The organism is Exiguobacterium sp. s83, assembly GCF_018617095.1.
GTDB classification, from domain to species: domain Bacteria; phylum Bacillota; class Bacilli; order Exiguobacteriales; family Exiguobacteriaceae; genus Exiguobacterium; species Exiguobacterium profundum.
This window is the reverse complement of sequence record NZ_JACSJP010000001.1, coordinates 1820575-1837930: the sequence shown is the minus strand read 5'-3', so window position 1 is coordinate 1837930 and position 17356 is coordinate 1820575. Positions and strand designations below refer to the sequence as shown.

The following is a 17356-nucleotide window of genomic DNA, read 5'->3' as shown; positions in this document are numbered from 1 at the left end:
CCCGCTTTCGCCTCATCGCGGATGGCGATGCGGTCCTCGAGCAGCTTGTTGTAGATGAACCGGGCGCAGCCGATCGTCTTGATGAGGAAATCGGCCTGTGCGGGCGTCGGGTGGAGCCTGTATGTGTAACCTTTCAGCATGTCCGTCCCTCCTCCCTCCAGAAGATCGTGATGTATCCTCCTCGTCCGATACCCGCGGAAGGGGAGGGAGAATCTGACGGAATCACGAACTTTTGTTCGTCATATCTGTCACAGGGGGAAAAGACTTTTGGACCGGGTGATTCATCTCCCACCCACGCTGGGCTACGCCCCGAGACGCTTAGAGGAGGGAGAATTCTCGCCTACTTTTGTTAAAGACGACGTACCTGTTTTGTATGATTTTGTATATATTTGTCGCCATATTGACGATTTCATTCGTGAAGAGTTTGATACAATCGAATCGATTGAATGAAATAGGAGAGAATAAGAATGAGACGACACATGTTAGTTATTATGACGTTATTGATTGGGATGGGTACATGGTATTACATCGCGGGAGCCGCCCCAACGATTAAAGAAGTTCCGACACCATCCTTTACCGGACAATACCCCGGGTTACATTTAACGGTAGAGAGTGAACAAGCGAAAAGATATACGACATCAATCTCAGTTCCGAGAACGGATTATGAAATGCTAAACGAGGAGCTGGATGCATTCATTTTAGAAAAGAAAGAAGCATTTCAACACAACCTCACCCCTAGTCACGGTCAAACGGGTCACTTAAATATTCAGACCGATACATATCAAACGAATGAGGGAGAATATACGCTAGTCGTTCATACTTATGCATTCACTGGTGGTGCGAATGGTCAAACCACTGTCGACGTATTTCGGATGAACCTTTCGGACGGAACGTTCATTGAATGGGATGATGTCTTACGTGATGACCAACATGCATTAGAATGGTTCAAGCATAGCGTCATCACACAATTACAACATCGAGAATACGTGTTTGAGAATCAGTTACGTGAAGCGATTAAACATCCTAAATCGACGAAGTGGATACTGACGTCCTCTGGTCTAGATGTCATATTTGACGAGTATGAAGTGGCAGCGGGAGCGGCAGGTGTGGTAGAAGTTCATATTCCAATGAAGGAAGTTGAGCCGTTTTTGTTATCCAAATTAGATACGCCCACTACACAAGAAGAAGATTCTCCAATCATGAATCCCTCAAATAAGTCGCTTGAACCTAATGGGAAGTATGTTGCACTGACATTTGATGATGGACCACATCCAATCGTGACACCTCACATCCTTGAGACGCTTGAGAAATACCAAGCGCGTGCTACGTTCTTTATGTTAGGGAGTCAGATGGAATTCTATCCTGATGTAGCGAGACAAGTAGCGTTGTCAGGTCATGAGCTAGCAAATCATACTGAACATCACCCGGATTTGACACAATTGTCTGAGAAGGGAGTCAAAGAGGAACTCGAACAGGTTGATGGACGAATTGAGAGGCTTACGGGACAACGCCCATCATTGGTTCGTCCACCATACGGGGCTAAAAATGAAATGATTGAACAGATCATTCAGACAAAGGAGCAGACCCTTGCACTATGGACGGTCGATTCTCTTGATTGGAGTCACCGTAATGCCGATCAAATGTATCGCTTGATTATGGACAATGTCCATCCAAGTGCTGTTGTCTTGATGCATGATATTCATGAGTCCACAGCTGAAGGGTTGCCGAAAGTTCTCGATGCGCTGAAACGTGAAGGGTACACGTTTGTGACGATGAGTGAGCTCTTGACGTTGAAATAGTAAATGAACCCGCCGTGATAAACGGCAGGTTCATTTTTTTATTTCACTTCTTGATCTTTAATTGGGAACCAACCGGCACGTGTCGTGATGGCGTTCCATAGCGGAGCTGGGACAGCGAGTTCGGCTTGTTTGTTCAAGTCGAGTTCTGTCTCGATCTCGTCTTCGCGGTCCGATTTCACTTTTTCGAGCCATTCTGGATCGATGATCAGTTCGCGACCGAGTGCGGCAAAATCGACGACGTCGAGTGCGTCTTCCACTTGGGCCGGACGTTGGAGTTGCCCGACTCCGATGAGTGGGATGGCACCATTGATTCGATTGGCGATGCGGTCTATCGAACGCTCCGTGACATTCTCGTCACGCATGGAAGCTGTGTTGAAGTTCCAGAGAGAAGCGTGAATATAATCGACGCCCTCTTCTAAAATCATATCGAGTAACACATCCGTGTCGTCGAGTGTGATTCCTGGCTCTTCGATTTCTTCCGGTGAGAAACGATAGCCGACTAAGAAGTCTTCTGCATCTGCAGCTGCTTCTTTCACACGACGAATGACTTCGCGTGGGAACGTCAAACGTCCGTGGACATCACCGCCGAAGCGATCTTCACGGCGATTTGAATGCGGTGAGAAGAATTGTTGAATCAAGTAGGTGTTCGCTCCGTGAATCTCAACTCCGTCAAATCCGGCTTCGATGGCCCGACGCGTCGCTTCACCGAACGCCTCAATGATGGCTTCGACTTCTGACGTCTCGAGGGCACGTGGTGTGACGGCACCTTCTCGGACTGGTGCGACGGCACTTGCACTGACAGGTTGTTCGTTCGGGACGAGTTCAGGTGGTGACATCCGTCCAGCGTGGAAAATTTGAAGGATGGCTTTTGCGCCTTCTGCTTTTAAACTTTCCGCCAATTGACGGAGACCTGGGATGAATTTGTCGTCATTGACCCCGAATGCGTTCGGGAATCCTTTCCCGTCTTCTGTCACGTACGCGCAAGCCGTGATGGCGAGCCCGACGTTTTGCGCCCGCTTCCGATAGTAGGCGAGCTCATGCTCGGATACTTCGCCCGTTGGCTCTGATGAGTAATGTGTCATCGGTGCCAATACGAGGCGGTTCGGTACTTCGACGCCATTTTTGAACTGAAAAGGTTGTAACATACGTTTCATCTGAAATCCTCCTTCAACATGATACCTTGAAGTCTAAGCTTCTCGACTCAAAAATGCGAGTCGGATGCTTGTGAATGAACACATTACAGATTGCGCAAGCGTAAGAGATGATTGAACTGAAAAGAATAGGGTATAATACAGGAGAAAAGTTGATATTCGGTTCGAGACAATAGAGAGACCACAACAGAAGGGGGAAGCCTTGTTTTTGTTGTGGTCTCTTTTTCTATTCATTGAACCGTACTTACTATAGGAGGGAATAAGATGGAAATCAGAAATTTCTCAGCGAAAGAACGAGCGAAACGATACGAACAACTGACAAGCGAACGTCATGACGTTCTTGTTGTCGGTGGAGGGATTACCGGAGCGGGGATTGCGCTCGATGCGTCGTCGCGTGGGATGAAGACAGCGGTTCTCGAAATGCAAGACTTTGCGGCCGGGACGTCAAGCCGTTCGACGAAACTTGTTCACGGGGGACTCCGCTATTTGAAACAATTTGAAGTGGCGCTTGTCGCAGAAGTCGGGAAAGAGCGTGCCATCGTGTATGAGAACGGTCCTCATGTCACGACACCGGAACAGATGCTGTTACCGATGCACAAGGGAGGCACGTTTGGTCCCTTCTCAACTTCAATCGGACTCATGGTGTATGACTTCCTTGCAGGCGTCAAACGGGCAGAACGGCGCATGATGCTCAAACCGAATGAAGTCATCAAAAAAGCACCGCTCGTCAAAAAAGATGACTTAGTCGGTGGTGGATACTACGTCGAGTATCGGACGGATGATGCACGATTGACAATCGAAGTGGCGAAAGAGGCCGCGAATCATGGTGCGCTTCTCATGAACTATGCGAAAGTGACCGGACTGATTTATGAGAACGGCAAAGTAGCCGGTGTACACGTCGAAGACCAAATCGATGGGTCGACATATGACGTCTATGCGAAAAAAATCATCAATGCGACTGGTCCATGGGTCGATGAGTTACGGGAAGAAGACAACTCGAAAAAAGGCAAACAGCTTCGTTTGACGAAGGGAATTCACCTCGTCATCGATCAATCGAAATTCCCACTCAAACAGGCAATTTATTTCGACACACCAGACGGGCGCATGGTCTTTGCCATTCCACGCGGAAACAAAGCATATGTCGGAACGACGGATACGTTCTTCGATAAAAACAAAGCGCATCCACGCATGACGACAGAGGACCGCGATTATATTTTGGATGCGATCCATTATATGTTCCCGGACGTCCATGTCACAGCAGACGATGTGGAATCGAGCTGGGCGGGTATTCGTCCGTTGATCTATGAGGAAGGAAAGGACCCTTCTGAAATTTCACGTAAGGACGAAATTTGGCAGTCAGACAGCGGCTTGATCACGATTGCCGGCGGTAAATTGACAGGATATCGGAAGATGTCAGAAACAGTCGTCGACCTCGTCGCCAAATTGTTGAAAGAAGAAGAAGGCGTCGTTTACTTGGCGAGCCGGACGAAGCATATGCCGATGTCAGGTGGTCACGTCGGCGGTTCGAAAGGATTCAAAGACTTCCTTGAGAAGAAAACGAAAGAACTTCAAAATCACGGTCTCGACGCGGGGCACGCGGAAGAACTCGTCCGTCTATACGGTTCGAATATTGACCGCGTCATCGAGCGGATGGACTCGAACGCGTATGACTTGCCAGAGGTCGTCTATGCACAGTTGATTTATGGCATTGAAGAAGAATCGGTCGTTCGTGCCATCGACTTCTTGATTCGTCGGACCGGAGCGATGTTCTTTGATATCGATTTCGTACGTCAACACAAAGACGGTGTCCTTCGCTGCATGGCCGACGTCTTCAAATGGTCGGATGAGCGTTTGAAAGAAGAGCGTGAAGAGGTCGAGAAGGAGATTGAAATCGCAGTTGTGCCTGTGACTGTCGAATCGTAATGCACTGTATCGAAGGAAAGGTTCATTCTAAACAGGATGAACCTTTTTTGTGGCATGGTTTCGTCGATTCGGAATAACGGTATACCTCATAAGTAGTGATTCTTAGATTGAGGGAGAACTTTTTATGAAACGAAATCTCGTTGCCATCCTATTGATTGGCATTCTATTAGTAGTAGGGTGGCGTTATGTCGATCCCAATCGATTATTGGCCGATGTTTATTATGTCAAAGTTCCAAGTGCAGAAGTGGCGACACAAACTTCATCCGGTTATCGCTATGATCTCATCGGATACGACGAGGATGGAAAAAAACGTCCTCTGTCGATTGCCACTTCGGGGTTGTTACCGGAAGGAAACTATCTGCGGGTATTCGTGAAAGAAGAAGATGCGGAAGTGACCGACTACGAGCAGGTGAATGTCCTAGACGTACCTGAACAGTTGAAGGAAGAACAGGAAGAAGACAATTCCGAGCCATCGTTCCCTTGATTTCAAAAGATAGACGTCGCGAAAAAGAGATGAGTTTGGTAAGGTTAAATTGTTTGAATATGGTAAACGATGAATGAAAGAAGGGACATGCATGTCACGGATGTTAATAGCAGATGACCAGGACGGAATTCGTACGATGCTCGCGCAAGTGTTCACGAACATGGGTGTAGACGTGGACACGGCGCAAGACGGCATCAGCGCCTGGGGGTTTTTAGAGCGGGAACAATATGATTTGGTATTGCTCGATATGAATATGCCTCGTATGTTTGGACATGAAGTATTGCGTCGCATGCGCGAGAAACCGTTAGACACACCTGTCATGATCATGACGGCGTTTGGGGAGGAAGCGGTGATTGAAGAAGTGCGCCGTCTCGGAATCACAGCACAATTTGAGAAACCGTTTGATATTTATGGAATGATTGAAAAAGTGAAAGAAGTCTTGAAAATTTGACGTTTCGTCACCAAGATGACATATGTAAACGCTTGCGCTAAGCCATTTCTATGCCCGAATATCATAGGCACATGTTTTACGGTGTGTTATAATGGGAACGAATTGCACGGGGGAACTTTTCCCAAACGTGTATAATAGCGAACAGACAGGAGGATGTCATTATGCCATTAGTATCAATGACAGAAATGCTTAACAAAGCATTCGAAGGCAAGTATGCAGTCGGCCAATTCAACATCAACAACCTCGAGTGGACGCAAGCGATTCTTCGCGCTGCGGAAGACGAGAAATCACCAGTAATCCTCGGTGTATCAGAAGGTGCAGCGAAGTACATGGGTGGCTTCACGACAGTTGTCAAAATGGTTGAAGGTCTTATGCACGACTACAACATCACTGTTCCAGTTGCAATCCACCTTGACCACGGTTCTTCATTCGATAAGTGTAAAGCAGCGATCGACGCTGGTTTCACGTCAGTCATGATCGACGGTTCACACCACCCGATCGATGAAAACATCGAAATGACGAAACAAGTTGTCGAGTACGCGCACGCTAAGGGTGCTTCTGTTGAGGCAGAAGTCGGTACAGTTGGCGGCGAAGAAGACGGCGTTATCGGTGGCGTACAATACGCTGACCTCGATGAGTGTGTACGTGTTGTCAAAGAAGCGAAAGTGGATGCACTTGCTGCAGCACTCGGTTCTGTACACGGTGAATACCAAGGCGAGCCGAAACTTGGCTTCAAAGAGATGGAAGAAATCGCAAACGCGACACAAACTCCACTCGTTCTTCACGGCGGATCAGGTATTCCTGAGCACCAAATCAAAAAAGCAATCGAGCTCGGCCACAGCAAAATCAACGTCAACACTGAGTGCCAACAAGAATGGACTCGTGCGGTACGTGAGAAAATTGCTGCTGATGCAAAAGTATATGACCCACGTAAAATTATCGGACCTGGTATCGAAGCGATTTATAACGTCGTTACTGGCAAGATGCGTGAGTTTGGTTCAAGCAACCAAGCTTAATCCTGTCCTGAAAGGCTGACTCTTTTGTAGAGTCAGCCTTTTTTTGATGATTTAGGGAACGTATACATATATGGTGAAAAAAAGGGGGGAGTCTTTGTGATTTATAACGAGCGACCGACAGAATTGTTTTGGCGAATCTTTTATGTATATGGAGCAATCGTGTTGATTGGTCTTTCTTTAGCATTAGCCGCCGCCCCACTCATTTTAATTTATTATTATCCGGTACCTTGGCTTATTCCATTGTTAGTCTTAGTCGCCATCGGTGGGTTTGGGGTGTATTGGTTTACGAACACATTCCGTCGTTTATTTTGGAAAGAACGGAATCACTCTAGATACGAAATGACCGCAACGAGCATCGAGGGTGTAACGTATCGACATGAACCGGGCGAGTCGGTCGAGCAATCATTTCCAATCTCAGCGATTCGACAAATCGTCTTCTTCCCGGCGATTGTCCGAAAGACACAGCCGTCTCCGACGGTTCGGATTGGTCGGCCTACGGTAGAGTACACTCCGATGCTATCGATTATGACAAAAGATGATGCCATGGAAATCTTGTTCGATCAACGTGATCTGGTTGCCTTTGATCAATGGATAAAATCTTTCCATGAGCAGGGAATTCCGCTATTTTACACACCAAAAGAATTGTATTGGATTGGTGCGAATATCTCGACACGACGTGAGCGATTTGAACGGTTGAGTCGTCCGGAAGAAATCGTTCCATTTGTCTACACCGGCGACCTTGTGGCAGATGAGCAGACGGCAGCAACGAATTGGATTGAAACCCACGGATTGGAACGTTTGAAAGAAGGACCACACCAAGCATACTATGTGAAGCAAAGTAAAATTATGAAATGGTCATTTTTCGGGACGCTCGCTGGGATTGGCCTTGTCGTAGGATCGATGCTTGCAATCGCATCGTTGACGTAAAGGGTATAGCAATTCGACATGACTTTCCTCATAATAGAGATTGTAAGCGATCACAAATTAAGGAGGAGACACATATGCGTTTTTTCATTGACACAGCAAATGTGGAAGACATTAAAAAAGCTCATCAAATGGGCGTCATTGGAGGCGTGACGACGAATCCATCGCTCGTCGCCAAAGAAGGTGTCGATTTCCATACAAGACTTCGTGAAATCTGTGAGATCGTCGGGGATCTCTCGGTCAGCGCCGAAGTTATTGCACTCGATGCGTCGGGTATGGTGGAAGAAGGAAAGGAACTTGCCGCCATCGCGCCGAATATTACGGTAAAGGTACCGATGACACCAGCGGGGATGCAAGCGGTAAAACAGTTCAAGGAGCTTGGAATCAAGACAAACGTCACGCTCATCTTTAACGCCAACCAGGCCTTACTTGCGGCACGTGCCGGGGCATCATACGTTTCTCCATTCATCGGACGCTTGGATGACATCGGACAAGATGGGCTTGATTTAGTTGAGACCATTGCGAACATCTTCGCAATCCATGGCATCGAGACAGAAATTATCGCAGCATCTGTGCGTCATCCGGTTCACGTGACAAAAGCTGCACTCCTTGGGGCTGACATTGCCACAGTCCCTTACAAAGTTATCGAACAAATGATGAAACATCCGCTCACAGACAAAGGCATTGAGCAGTTTTTAGCGGATTGGAACAACGCTCAATCCAAATAAGTCCGTCGTAGAAAGGTTTTGATCAGCGTGGAAATTCTCCATATCGTTGGGCAGCAAAAACTAGAAGGAACCGTCGAGATTAGCGGAGCGAAACAGAGCGCTCTCCCTTGCCTTGTGGCTGCACTTCTCACGGAAGAGTCGGTGACGATTGAAAACGTTCCGATGATTGAAGACGTGGAAGTGATGGTCAATTTGTTAAAAGAGTTAGGGGTTCGAGTAGAGCGGGATGGCGAACGAATGACGATTCATTCGAATGAAGCAGTCGCAATGCCTCTCCTCGGTTCTGAGACGCGCAAAGTCCGTGCCGCTGTCTATTTACTCGGGGTCTTCGCGGCTCGCTTTGGAAAAGGGGCGGTTGGGTTACCTGGAGGATATGCGATTGGTCCACGGCCGATTGACTTACATTTGAAAGCGTTGGAACGTCTCGGCATTCATGTTGAGAATGAATCAGGTCTCTATCATGTCCGGGTCGATGAACTTGTTGGGAATCGAATTTACTTGGACTTGCGGTCGTTTGGGGCAACCGTGAGTGCAATGCTTGCGGCTATTCTAGCGACAGGGACGACGGTCATCGAAAACGCGGCTTGCGATCCGGAAGTCGTCGATGTGGCGACCATGCTCACATCGATGGGTGCACATGTGAGTGGGGCAGGAACGGATGAGATTCGAATTAAAGGGGTGGAACGCCTCCACGGTTGTACGCACACACTCATTCCAGATCGTCTCGAAGCCGGAACGTTCATGATGTTCGGTGCAGTGTCCGGTCGTGTGACCGTCCAACCGGTCATTCCGACACATCTCGAAGGGGTCATTCAAAAACTGTTGGATTTCGGAGCGGACGTCGAGGTCGGTGAGGAGTCAATTACCGTGACGGCGAACCAATTCATGCCAACAGATATTCGGGTATTCCATTACTCGGGGTATCCGAGCGACTTGCAACCGGTGATGACGGCAGCCTTATTAAAAGCTGACGGAACGAGTGTTGTCACCGATAAATTGTATGCGCAACGATTCCGCCACATCGCCGAGATGCGACGGATGAATGCGCAAATTACACTGGAGGATGCATCGGCTGTGATTCGTGGCGGCAATAAGCTGGCGAACGCAGAGATGGAATGCACCGATGCACGGAGTGCCGCGGCCCTGGTACTGTCAGCGCTCCAAGCTTCTGGTGAATCGACGCTACTACATGCGGAACGACTGAATGATTCGTATGTCGACTTTGTCGGCAAATTCAAACAACTCGGTGCGCTCGTTTGGGTGGAGGAACAAACCGAGGTATAAAGGGGAGATTTCGGGTGGAACGAAGTTTATCGATGGAACTGGTTCGGGTGACAGAAGCGGCGGCACTTGCTTCAGCCCGTTGGATGGGACGAGGATTGAAAGTCGAAGCGGATGATGCGGCAACGACGGCCATGCGCGACGTATTTGACACGATTCCGATGAAAGGGATTGTCGTCATCGGTGAAGGGGAGATGGATGAGGCCCCGATGCTATACATCGGAGAAAAAGTCGGAAATGGCTACGGTTCTCGTCTCGATGTCGCAGTCGATCCGTTAGAAGGGACAAACATCGTAGCGACCGGAACGTGGGGAGCACTTGCGGTTCTCGCGGTCGCGGATGCAGGCGATCTCCTTCATGCTCCAGACATGTACATGGATAAAATTGCCGTCGGACCGGAAGCGGCAGGTCTCGTCAGTCTCGACAACTCGATTGAAGAGAACATTGAAATCGTGGCGAAAGCGAAGAAGAAAAACGTGGAAGATGTCGTCGTCACGATTTTACATCGGGACCGTCACGAAGAAACCATTCAACGTGTCCGCGCGACCGGTGCGCGAATCAAATTGATTCCGGACGGGGACGTCGCCGCGGCCATCAACACCGCTTTCCCGAAAACGGGTGTCGATTTGTTGCTCGGTTCAGGCGGGGCGCCAGAAGGTGTCATCGCTGCAGTCGCAATGAAGTGTTTAGGTGGAGACTTCCAAGGGCGTTTGCTCCCGGAAGATGAAGCGCAGAAACAACGTTGCCATGACATGGGAATCGAAGATACGGATCGAATCCTCCTCCTCAATGATTTGGTGAAAGGTGAAGATTGTATCTTTGCGGCGACCGGCGTCACAGATGGTGAGCTGTTACGTGGAGTCCAATTCACGTCACAAGGCGGACAGACCCATTCGGTCGTCATGCGTGCCAAGTCCGGTACCGTTCGTTTCGTCGAAGGGAACCACTCACTTAAGAAAAAACCAAAAATGGTCATGAAACCAGAATGATCAGAAGTCGTGGATGTGAAAACGTCCACGACTTTTTTGTGGTGAAAGCGTCAGAAAACGGGAATGGATAGTCAGGAGGTGGGTGTGATGATTCAGGTTGAAGGACTCGTCAAAACATTCAAGGATGTTCCAGCTGTCGATGACGTGTCATTTTTCGTGAAAGAAGGAGAAATCTTTGCGTTTTTAGGTCCGAACGGTGCGGGTAAATCGACGACGGTGCAAATGTTGACGACACTCGTGAGACCGACATCTGGAGCGGCACGTGTCAATGGATTCGATGTCGTTAAACAAGAAAAAGATGTCCGATTATCGATTGGAGTTGCCTTACAAGAAACAGGAATCGATAAAGTGTTGACGGGACGAGAGCTCCTTGTCTTACAAGGGCGTTTGTTTAAGATGTCGAATGAAGAGGCGCAACGTCGAGCCGATGAGTTACTCGAAGTCGTTTCACTGACGGATGCGGCCGATCGCCGGAGTGGTACCTATTCCGGTGGGATGCGACGACGTCTCGATTTGGCTCTCACACTCGTCCATCGTCCGACGGTCTTGTTTTTAGACGAACCGACGACCGGACTCGATCCGGCGAGCCGAATCGAAATTTGGAATGAAGTACGCCGATTGAACGAGGAATTCGGGACGACGATTTTTTTAACGACCCAATACTTAGAGGAAGCAGATGAGTTGGCTGACCGGATTGCAATCATCAATCACGGGAAGATTGTGAGTGAAGGAACGGCCGAGGAATTGAAACAGCTCGTCGGTGGAGAGACGATTTCGATGGACTTCGCTACAGAATCTGAAGCTACCCTTGCCGCGACGCGATTTCATACATCTTCGAATGGCACACATGTATCGTTTGAGTTACGTGACATGACGTTGACTGAGATTATTCGTTCCTTGGATGAACAAGGGTTGCAGCCTGAACGATTGACTGTCAAGCAACCATCGCTCGATGATGTATTCTTGAAAGTGACAGGCGAATCGTATGAAGGAGGCGAGATCCGTGTGGACTGAGACATGGCTATTCACGAAACGGAGTTTGCTGACGACTATTCGAAATCCGTTTTCATTCATCCCGAACTTGATCATTTCTGTATTCTTTTTACTTGTGTATACGAGTGGCTTGTCGAGCGTGGCCTCGTTGCCTCAGTTCGAAGGGAGCGACTATTTGAATTTCATCTTACCCGTATCCATTGTTTCAGGTGCAGTCGGGGGAGCGGGAGGCACGGGTCAGGCACTTGTCCGAGATATTGAGAGTGGCTATTTCGCAAGGCTCTTGTTGACACCGGCGACCCGTACGGCGATTGTGCTCGGACCGATGATTGCGGGGATGTTGCAGTTACTCGTCCAAACGCTACTTATTTTTGCTGTCGCGTTTCTCCTAGGTCTCACGATTCCAGTCGGGGCAATCGGTTTCTTCTTCACAGTACTGCTCGCGATTGGATTTGGACTTGGTTTCGCAGGATATTCAGTAGGTGTCGCCTTGAAGACACGAAATGCACAAGCGGCACAGGCAGGGACGTTGTTGTTCTTTCCTTTAATTTTCCTGTCGACGACGTTCGTTCCGAAAGAATTGATTGAAGCCGAATGGTTGAAAGTGGCGGCGACGTTCAATCCAACCACGTATATTTTCGAAGGGATGCGAGCGGTTCTGACGCAACCGGAGATTGACTGGGGTGCTTTATCTGCAGGGCTCGCAGTCGCGGGTACGATGAGTGTACTCATGATCGTCTTTGCGGCAACGAACGCGAGAGGGGCATTGAAGCAAAAATAAAAACGACTCGGTTCCGATGAACCGAGTCGTGATATTGTATTAGAGATATGATCCAGCGCCTACATAGCGTGGTGCCCAGTATCCAGAAGTGAAGCTCGCGTATTTAACGCCGCCTGTTTCTGAGTTGATCATTTGTGTTTTGCTAAGTGCCATTCCGACGTGTTGAATCGTTCCGCCTGAATGTGAGAAGAAGACGAGATCGCCTGCTTGGATCGATGACTTCGAGATTTTCTTCGCGCTTGAGTATTGCTGACGTGAAGAACGTGGAAGTGTTTTTCCGATTGCTTTCTTGTACACGTGTCCAGTATATCCTGAGCAGTCAAAACCTGAAGTTGTTGTTCCACCATAGCGATACGGTGTTCCGAGATATTTCTTCGATTCAGCGACGAGTTTCGAACGTTTGCTAGAAGATGACGTTGAAACCGTTGTTGATGTCGACGTGTTCGCTTTCAAGTATGTGTACGTTGAAGAAGCTGAGATGTAACGGTGTGTGCCTTTGTAGTTGATTTTATAGAACGAACCGGATTTACCAAGGTATGTATAGCGTTGACCTTTATCCATTTTCGCGACGACTTTCGATGATGTAAGTGACGGGGCAGTACGGATGTTCAAACCGTTTACTTTCGAGTAAGCAAATGTACCGGTAGCGGCTTCTGCTTGTTCACCTGTTGAGAACATAAGACCCGAGAAAGCGACAGTGGCAGCGACGACGATTGATGCGATACGCTTTAACATTGTATAAATCCCTCCGTTTTTAAAATCAAGACATTCGTATATGACAAATCGAGTAATTTTTAATGGTAGAGCACAAGTTGCGGCATATACCCGGTTTCCTGTGCAAATAAACTATATCATGCGCAAGACCGATAGCATTTTTCAATCGCAAGTCAAAAAAGTGTTTTCTTGTAACAAAAATGAAACAATATGTGGATATAGCACTTATTTTGTTACAAAACTATCTTTTACTGTGTAAGGATTTGTACAAGAGGGAAACGATTGAACAAAAGGTGATTTTTGCACGGTGACGGCACGGGCAAAATGTGGTTAGATGATGGCAGAACAAATGAATCAAGTTGAATTCTTCTTGTAATGAAATGTAGAAAGATAGGTGACTTGAATGAGTCAACAGACAGAACCGACAAAGAACTATACACTTCGTGAACTTGAAACGAAGACGTTGAAAGAATTATATGAGATTGCCAAAGAAGTCAAAGTACCGAACTTCCGAGAAGCACGGAAACGTGAGCTCATGTTTCGTATTTTGAAATCACAGGCTGAATCAAAAGATTTATATTTCCTCGAAGGCATTTTAGAGATCATTCCACCGAATCCACAGTCTCAAAATGATGGCGGGTTTGGATTCCTCCGACCAATCAACTACTCTCAATCTTCCGAAGACATTTATATCGCCGCATCGCAAATTCGTCGCTTCAATCTTCGAAACGGAGACCTCGTCACAGGGAAGGTCCGTAAACCAAAAGAGAATGAGCGATTCCAAGGGTTGTTAAGTGTGGAAGCTGTCAACGGAGAGTCGACGGACTCGACGCGTTCGCGTGATTATTTCCCGGCATTGACACCGATTTATCCAGAACAACAGATGGTGCTCGAGACAGAGCCGACACATCTTTCGGTTCGTGTCATGGATATGATTGCACCAGTCGGGTTTGGCCAACGTGGGTTAATTGTGGCGCCACCAAAAGCGGGGAAAACGTCGCTTTTAAAAGAGATTGCGAATTCGATCACGACGAATCATCCGAACGTCGAATTGATTATTCTTTTAATCGATGAACGACCGGAGGAAGTGACGGATATTCAACGCTCTGTACCGGACGCAGACGTGGCGTTCTCGACCTTTGACGAGACGCCGGAAAACCATGCACGTATTTCAGAACTCGTTCTCGAACGCGCGATGCGTCTCGTGGAACATAAGAAAGACGTTGTCATCCTGCTCGATTCCATCACACGCTTGACGCGTGCGTACAACCTGTCTGTTCCACCGAGCGGACGGACGCTCTCGGGGGGGATCGACCCGGCGGCGTTCCACAAACCGAAAAAGTTCTTCGGAGCGGCGCGGAATATCGAAGATGGGGGCAGCTTGACGATCCTCGCGACAGCGCTTGTTGATACTGGCTCGCGAATGGACGACGTCATCTATGAAGAGTTCAAAGGAACGGGGAACATGGAGCTGCACCTAGACCGGAAATTGGCCGAACGTCGAATCTTCCCAGCAATCGACATTCGTCGCTCGGGAACACGGAAAGAAGAGTTGTTACTCGGGAAGGACGAACTCGATTCGCTCTGGACGATTCGTCGTACGATGAACGAGTCCCCGGACTTCGTCGAACAGTTCTTGCGCCGTGTCCGTGAGACGAAAACAAACCTCGACTTTTTTGCTGCGCTAGAGGCAGATAAGAAAAAAAGACGACCGGTGAAAAAAACGAAAACAGACTTGTAAAACCTATAGTAGGGTGATATTATATTCTAGTGAACTTTCTCTAGGTTGAAAGAATACTTAGGGCCGAAGGAGTTGAAAAGCAATGAAACAAGGAATCCACCCAGAATACCGTAAAGTCGTATTCATGGACTCGACGACAGAATTCAAATTCATCACTGGTTCAACTCGTTACTCTAACGAGACAATCACGATGGAAGATGGAAACGAGTACCCACTCATCCGTGTCGATGTATCTTCTGATTCGCACCCGTTCTACACAGGTCGCCAGAAATTCGCATCTGCAGATGGTCGTATCGAGCGCTTCAACAAGAAATACCAACGTTAATCGTAAAGTTGTATGCTCACCGCCTAGGGATTGCCCTTGGCGGTTTTTTGTTGCATCGACACGGGTAAAGAGACGAAAGACTGTCGTGAGGGGGCCGTTATGGAATTTATACTCATTAGTATCAGCTTGTTGATCGGGGTCGGCATCATGTCCCAATGGTTGGCATGGCGTTATCAAATCCCAGCAATCATCATTATGACGCTCGCTGGAGTATTGGCCGGTCCAATCCTTGGGCTGTTCGACCCACGTGAATTATTAGGAGATTTATATAGTCCCATCATTTCGTTTGCGGTCGCCATCATCTTATTTGAAGGAAGTCTTGGGCTTCATTTTAGCGAAATCAATCAGTTCCGACGGTCGATCGTCCGGATTGTCACGATTGGAGTCGCGCTCTCGTTTGTCGGGATGTCGCTACTCATTCAATATGTTGGAGGATTACATTGGGTCGTTGCCTGGACGATGGGGGCGCTCTTCGTCGTGACGGGTCCGACTGTCGTCATTCCGTTGTTACGTCAGGCACATTTGAAAGATCGGGTCGGAGCGATTTTGAAGTGGGAAGGCATCATTGTCGATCCTGTCGGAGCATTACTCGGACTCTTCGTCGTTCGACTCGGATATATCGTTTATGAAGGTATGGATTTATGGATGCAACTCCTCTTCGCAGGTGCTTGTATCGTAGGAATCGGACTCGGTTACTTGTTCGGCCATCTCTTGATGGGATGGTTTGTGGCAGAAAAAGTACCTCGCTATCTCCGTGCTTCGGTCACGTTGACGGCCGTCCTCATTTTATTCTCACTCAGCGAGCTCATGATGCATGAAGTCGGGCTGCTCGCCGTGACGGCGATGGGGATGACGATGGCCAATACGAAGCATCGGGATGAAGAAATCATCGAAGAACTGCAGTCATTCAAAGAGGATATTTCAATCTTGCTCATCTCGTCTGTCTTCATCTTGTTGACGGCATCTCTGTCCCGGGTCGAGCTGTTGAACATTTTCCAATGGCCGCTCCTCTTGACGATTGCGGGCATTCTGTTCTTGGTTCGCCCAGTTGCGATTTACTTGTCGACCATCGGTGGAGGTTTGCCACTGGCAGAACGAGGATTCATCGGCTGGATTGCGCCACGCGGGATTGTCGCGATGACGGTCGCTGGATTCTTTGCTGAAGAAGTCGCGCATCTCGGGATTGATGATGCGAAACAAATGTTGCCGCTCACACTCGGTCTCGTCTTCATTTCCGTCACACTGCACGGTCTCACGATTCGACCGCTCGCGCGTAAATTGAAATTAATCGATGAACAAAAAGAGGCGAACGCTGACGAATAAAGGACGGAGTTCTTTCAATCAGCATTTAGGAGAAGTCAACCCTTTTCCTCAACTCGAAAGATAGGTATAATCGGAAAGCGATTATCGATGGAGAGGGCGAAGAACAATGATGCATGTGACGAACCGATATGGTTGGATTGAAGTGATTTGTGGGAGTATGTTTTCGGGGAAGTCGGAGGAATTGATTCGCCGAGTCCGCCGTGCTCATTATGGAAAGATTCCGGTCCAAGTGTTCAAACCAGCAATCGACGACCGGTATCATGAAGAGAACGTCGTCTCACACACAGGGAACTCGGTCGTGGCCGTGCCGATCGTATCGAGCCAAGACTTATATGATGCTGTACGTGAAGAAACACAGGTCATCGCGATTGATGAGGTACAATTCTTTGATGAGGGAATTGTGGACGTCATCGAACAACTTGCGAACGAAGACAAACGCGTCATCTGCGCCGGGCTCGACATGGACTTTCGGGGCGAACCGTTCACGATGATGCCTGAACTGTTGTCACGCGCGGAGTTTGTGACGAAACTACAGGCAATCTGTTTGTCATGCGGAGCGCCTGCTTCACGGACACAGCGTCTGATTGACGGGCAGCCGGCTCGGTATGAGGACCCGGTCATCTTGGTCGGGGCTTCCGAGTCTTACGAACCACGATGCCGACATTGTCATGATGTACCGAATAAACCACATCCGGTCCGCCATACTGTGGTAGACTGATGAATCGACGGACCG

Annotated in this window: 19 protein-coding genes; 16 read left to right on the top strand and 3 right to left on the bottom strand. The window is 48.4% G+C overall.

All coding sequences use genetic code 11. The features are described 5' to 3' along the window. The coding region (locus tag KNO73_RS09400; protein WP_215112402.1) for a helix-turn-helix domain-containing protein at nt 1-140 on the bottom strand (140 nt) is incomplete at its 3' end. A gap of 127 nt (nt 141-267) precedes the next feature. On the opposite strand from KNO73_RS09400, the gene KNO73_RS09395 reads away from it, so the two are divergent. Then, complete coding sequence (locus KNO73_RS09395) at nt 268-450, top strand: hypothetical protein (RefSeq protein WP_078147685.1); 183 nt, start codon at nt 268-270, stop codon at nt 448-450. Between the two features lie 29 nt (nt 451-479). Beyond that, nucleotides 480-1799, top strand: a complete 1320-nt coding sequence (locus tag KNO73_RS09390) for a polysaccharide deacetylase family protein (RefSeq protein WP_251024885.1) — start codon at nt 480-482, stop codon at nt 1797-1799. A 38-nt stretch (nt 1800-1837) separates the two neighbouring features. Here the strand turns inward: KNO73_RS09390 and KNO73_RS09385 are convergent, their stop codons facing one another. After that, nucleotides 1838-2953, bottom strand: coding sequence for an NADH-dependent flavin oxidoreductase (locus KNO73_RS09385; protein ID WP_078147683.1), 1116 nt, complete (start codon nt 2951-2953; stop codon nt 1838-1840). A gap of 261 nt (nt 2954-3214) precedes the next feature. Here KNO73_RS09385 and KNO73_RS09380 point away from each other — a divergent pair, with 261 nt between their 5' ends. The 10 genes from KNO73_RS09380 to KNO73_RS09335 all read left to right on the top strand — a co-directional run bounded on the left by KNO73_RS09380 (nt 3215) and on the right by KNO73_RS09335 (nt 12520). Then, the gene (locus KNO73_RS09380; RefSeq protein ID WP_078147682.1) at nt 3215-4873 is read left to right on the top strand and encodes a glycerol-3-phosphate dehydrogenase/oxidase; all 1659 of its coding nucleotides are present in this window, start codon (nt 3215-3217) and stop codon (nt 4871-4873) included. Between the two features lie 124 nt (nt 4874-4997). Continuing rightward, nucleotides 4998-5357, top strand: coding sequence for a YxeA family protein (locus tag KNO73_RS09375; RefSeq protein ID WP_078147681.1), 360 nt, complete (start codon nt 4998-5000; stop codon nt 5355-5357). Nucleotides 5358-5448: 91 nt separating this feature from the next. Further along, on the top strand, nt 5449-5808 hold the full coding sequence (locus KNO73_RS09370) for a response regulator (protein ID WP_078147680.1): 360 nt from the start codon (nt 5449-5451) through the stop codon (nt 5806-5808). Between the two features lie 161 nt (nt 5809-5969). Then, entirely contained in the window at nt 5970-6824 is an 855-nt protein-coding gene (fba, locus tag KNO73_RS09365) for a class II fructose-1,6-bisphosphate aldolase (protein ID WP_078147679.1), read from the top strand. Nucleotides 6825-6920: 96 nt separating this feature from the next. Next, entirely contained in the window at nt 6921-7751 is an 831-nt protein-coding gene (locus KNO73_RS09360; RefSeq protein ID WP_215112372.1) for a hypothetical protein, read from the top strand. 74 nt (nt 7752-7825) lie between these two features. Beyond that, a complete protein-coding gene (gene fsa, locus KNO73_RS09355; protein WP_078147677.1) occupies nt 7826-8476 on the top strand; it encodes a fructose-6-phosphate aldolase in 651 nt (216 codons plus the stop codon). Nucleotides 8477-8503: 27 nt separating this feature from the next. Next, nucleotides 8504-9760 (top strand): UDP-N-acetylglucosamine 1-carboxyvinyltransferase, encoded by a 1257-nt coding sequence (gene murA, locus KNO73_RS09350; RefSeq protein ID WP_215112371.1) that lies wholly within the window; start codon nt 8504-8506, stop codon nt 9758-9760. 14 nt (nt 9761-9774) lie between these two features. After that, nucleotides 9775-10746 (top strand): class II fructose-bisphosphatase, encoded by a 972-nt coding sequence (gene glpX, locus KNO73_RS09345; RefSeq protein WP_031422214.1) that lies wholly within the window; start codon nt 9775-9777, stop codon nt 10744-10746. A gap of 87 nt (nt 10747-10833) precedes the next feature. After that, complete coding sequence (locus KNO73_RS09340) at nt 10834-11760, top strand: ATP-binding cassette domain-containing protein (RefSeq protein WP_078147675.1); 927 nt, start codon at nt 10834-10836, stop codon at nt 11758-11760. Next, nucleotides 11750-12520 carry an ABC transporter permease gene (locus KNO73_RS09335; RefSeq protein WP_214686011.1) on the top strand — a complete coding sequence of 257 codons (771 nt, stop codon included), beginning with the start codon at nt 11750-11752 and terminating at the stop codon, nt 12518-12520. The genes KNO73_RS09340 and KNO73_RS09335 overlap by 11 nt, the downstream gene beginning before the upstream one ends. 39 nt (nt 12521-12559) lie before the next feature. On the opposite strand, the gene KNO73_RS09330 is transcribed toward KNO73_RS09335, so the two are convergent. Beyond that, nucleotides 12560-13255: a C40 family peptidase gene (locus KNO73_RS09330; RefSeq protein ID WP_159562984.1), complete on the bottom strand. Its 696-nt coding sequence runs from the start codon at nt 13253-13255 to the stop codon at nt 12560-12562. Nucleotides 13256-13637: 382 nt separating this feature from the next. Here KNO73_RS09330 and rho point away from each other — a divergent pair, with 382 nt between their 5' ends. From rho to KNO73_RS09310, 4 genes are all read left to right on the top strand, one after another. Next, nucleotides 13638-14975 carry a transcription termination factor Rho gene (rho, locus tag KNO73_RS09325; protein ID WP_012727388.1) on the top strand — a complete coding sequence of 446 codons (1338 nt, stop codon included), beginning with the start codon at nt 13638-13640 and terminating at the stop codon, nt 14973-14975. Between the two features lie 82 nt (nt 14976-15057). Then, on the top strand, nt 15058-15300 hold the full coding sequence (locus tag KNO73_RS09320; RefSeq protein ID WP_012727387.1) for a type B 50S ribosomal protein L31: 243 nt from the start codon (nt 15058-15060) through the stop codon (nt 15298-15300). Between the two features lie 99 nt (nt 15301-15399). Continuing rightward, on the top strand, nt 15400-16623 hold the full coding sequence (locus KNO73_RS09315) for a cation:proton antiporter (RefSeq protein ID WP_214686013.1): 1224 nt from the start codon (nt 15400-15402) through the stop codon (nt 16621-16623). 106 nt (nt 16624-16729) lie between these two features. After that, nucleotides 16730-17341 carry a thymidine kinase gene (locus KNO73_RS09310; protein ID WP_214686014.1) on the top strand — a complete coding sequence of 204 codons (612 nt, stop codon included), beginning with the start codon at nt 16730-16732 and terminating at the stop codon, nt 17339-17341. The last annotated feature ends 15 nt before the right edge of the window (nt 17342-17356 follow it).

Coding starts and splice junctions, on each gene's coding strand:
- KNO73_RS09390 (WP_251024885.1), top strand. CDS start 480: ATGTTAGTTATTATGACGTTATTGATTGGGATGGGTACATGGTATTAC.
- KNO73_RS09385 (WP_078147683.1), bottom strand. CDS start 2,953: ATGAAACGTATGTTACAACCTTTTCAGTTCAAAAATGGCGTCGAAGTA.
- KNO73_RS09380 (WP_078147682.1), top strand. CDS start 3,215: ATGGAAATCAGAAATTTCTCAGCGAAAGAACGAGCGAAACGATACGAA.
- KNO73_RS09375 (WP_078147681.1), top strand. CDS start 4,998: ATGAAACGAAATCTCGTTGCCATCCTATTGATTGGCATTCTATTAGTA.
- KNO73_RS09370 (WP_078147680.1), top strand. CDS start 5,449: ATGTCACGGATGTTAATAGCAGATGACCAGGACGGAATTCGTACGATG.
- fba (WP_078147679.1), top strand. CDS start 5,970: ATGCCATTAGTATCAATGACAGAAATGCTTAACAAAGCATTCGAAGGC.
- fsa (WP_078147677.1), top strand. CDS start 7,826: ATGCGTTTTTTCATTGACACAGCAAATGTGGAAGACATTAAAAAAGCT.
- KNO73_RS09340 (WP_078147675.1), top strand. CDS start 10,834: ATGATTCAGGTTGAAGGACTCGTCAAAACATTCAAGGATGTTCCAGCT.
- KNO73_RS09330 (WP_159562984.1), bottom strand. CDS start 13,255: ATGTTAAAGCGTATCGCATCAATCGTCGTCGCTGCCACTGTCGCTTTC.
- rho (WP_012727388.1), top strand. CDS start 13,638: ATGAGTCAACAGACAGAACCGACAAAGAACTATACACTTCGTGAACTT.
- KNO73_RS09320 (WP_012727387.1), top strand. CDS start 15,058: ATGAAACAAGGAATCCACCCAGAATACCGTAAAGTCGTATTCATGGAC.
- KNO73_RS09315 (WP_214686013.1), top strand. CDS start 15,400: ATGGAATTTATACTCATTAGTATCAGCTTGTTGATCGGGGTCGGCATC.
- KNO73_RS09310 (WP_214686014.1), top strand. CDS start 16,730: ATGATGCATGTGACGAACCGATATGGTTGGATTGAAGTGATTTGTGGG.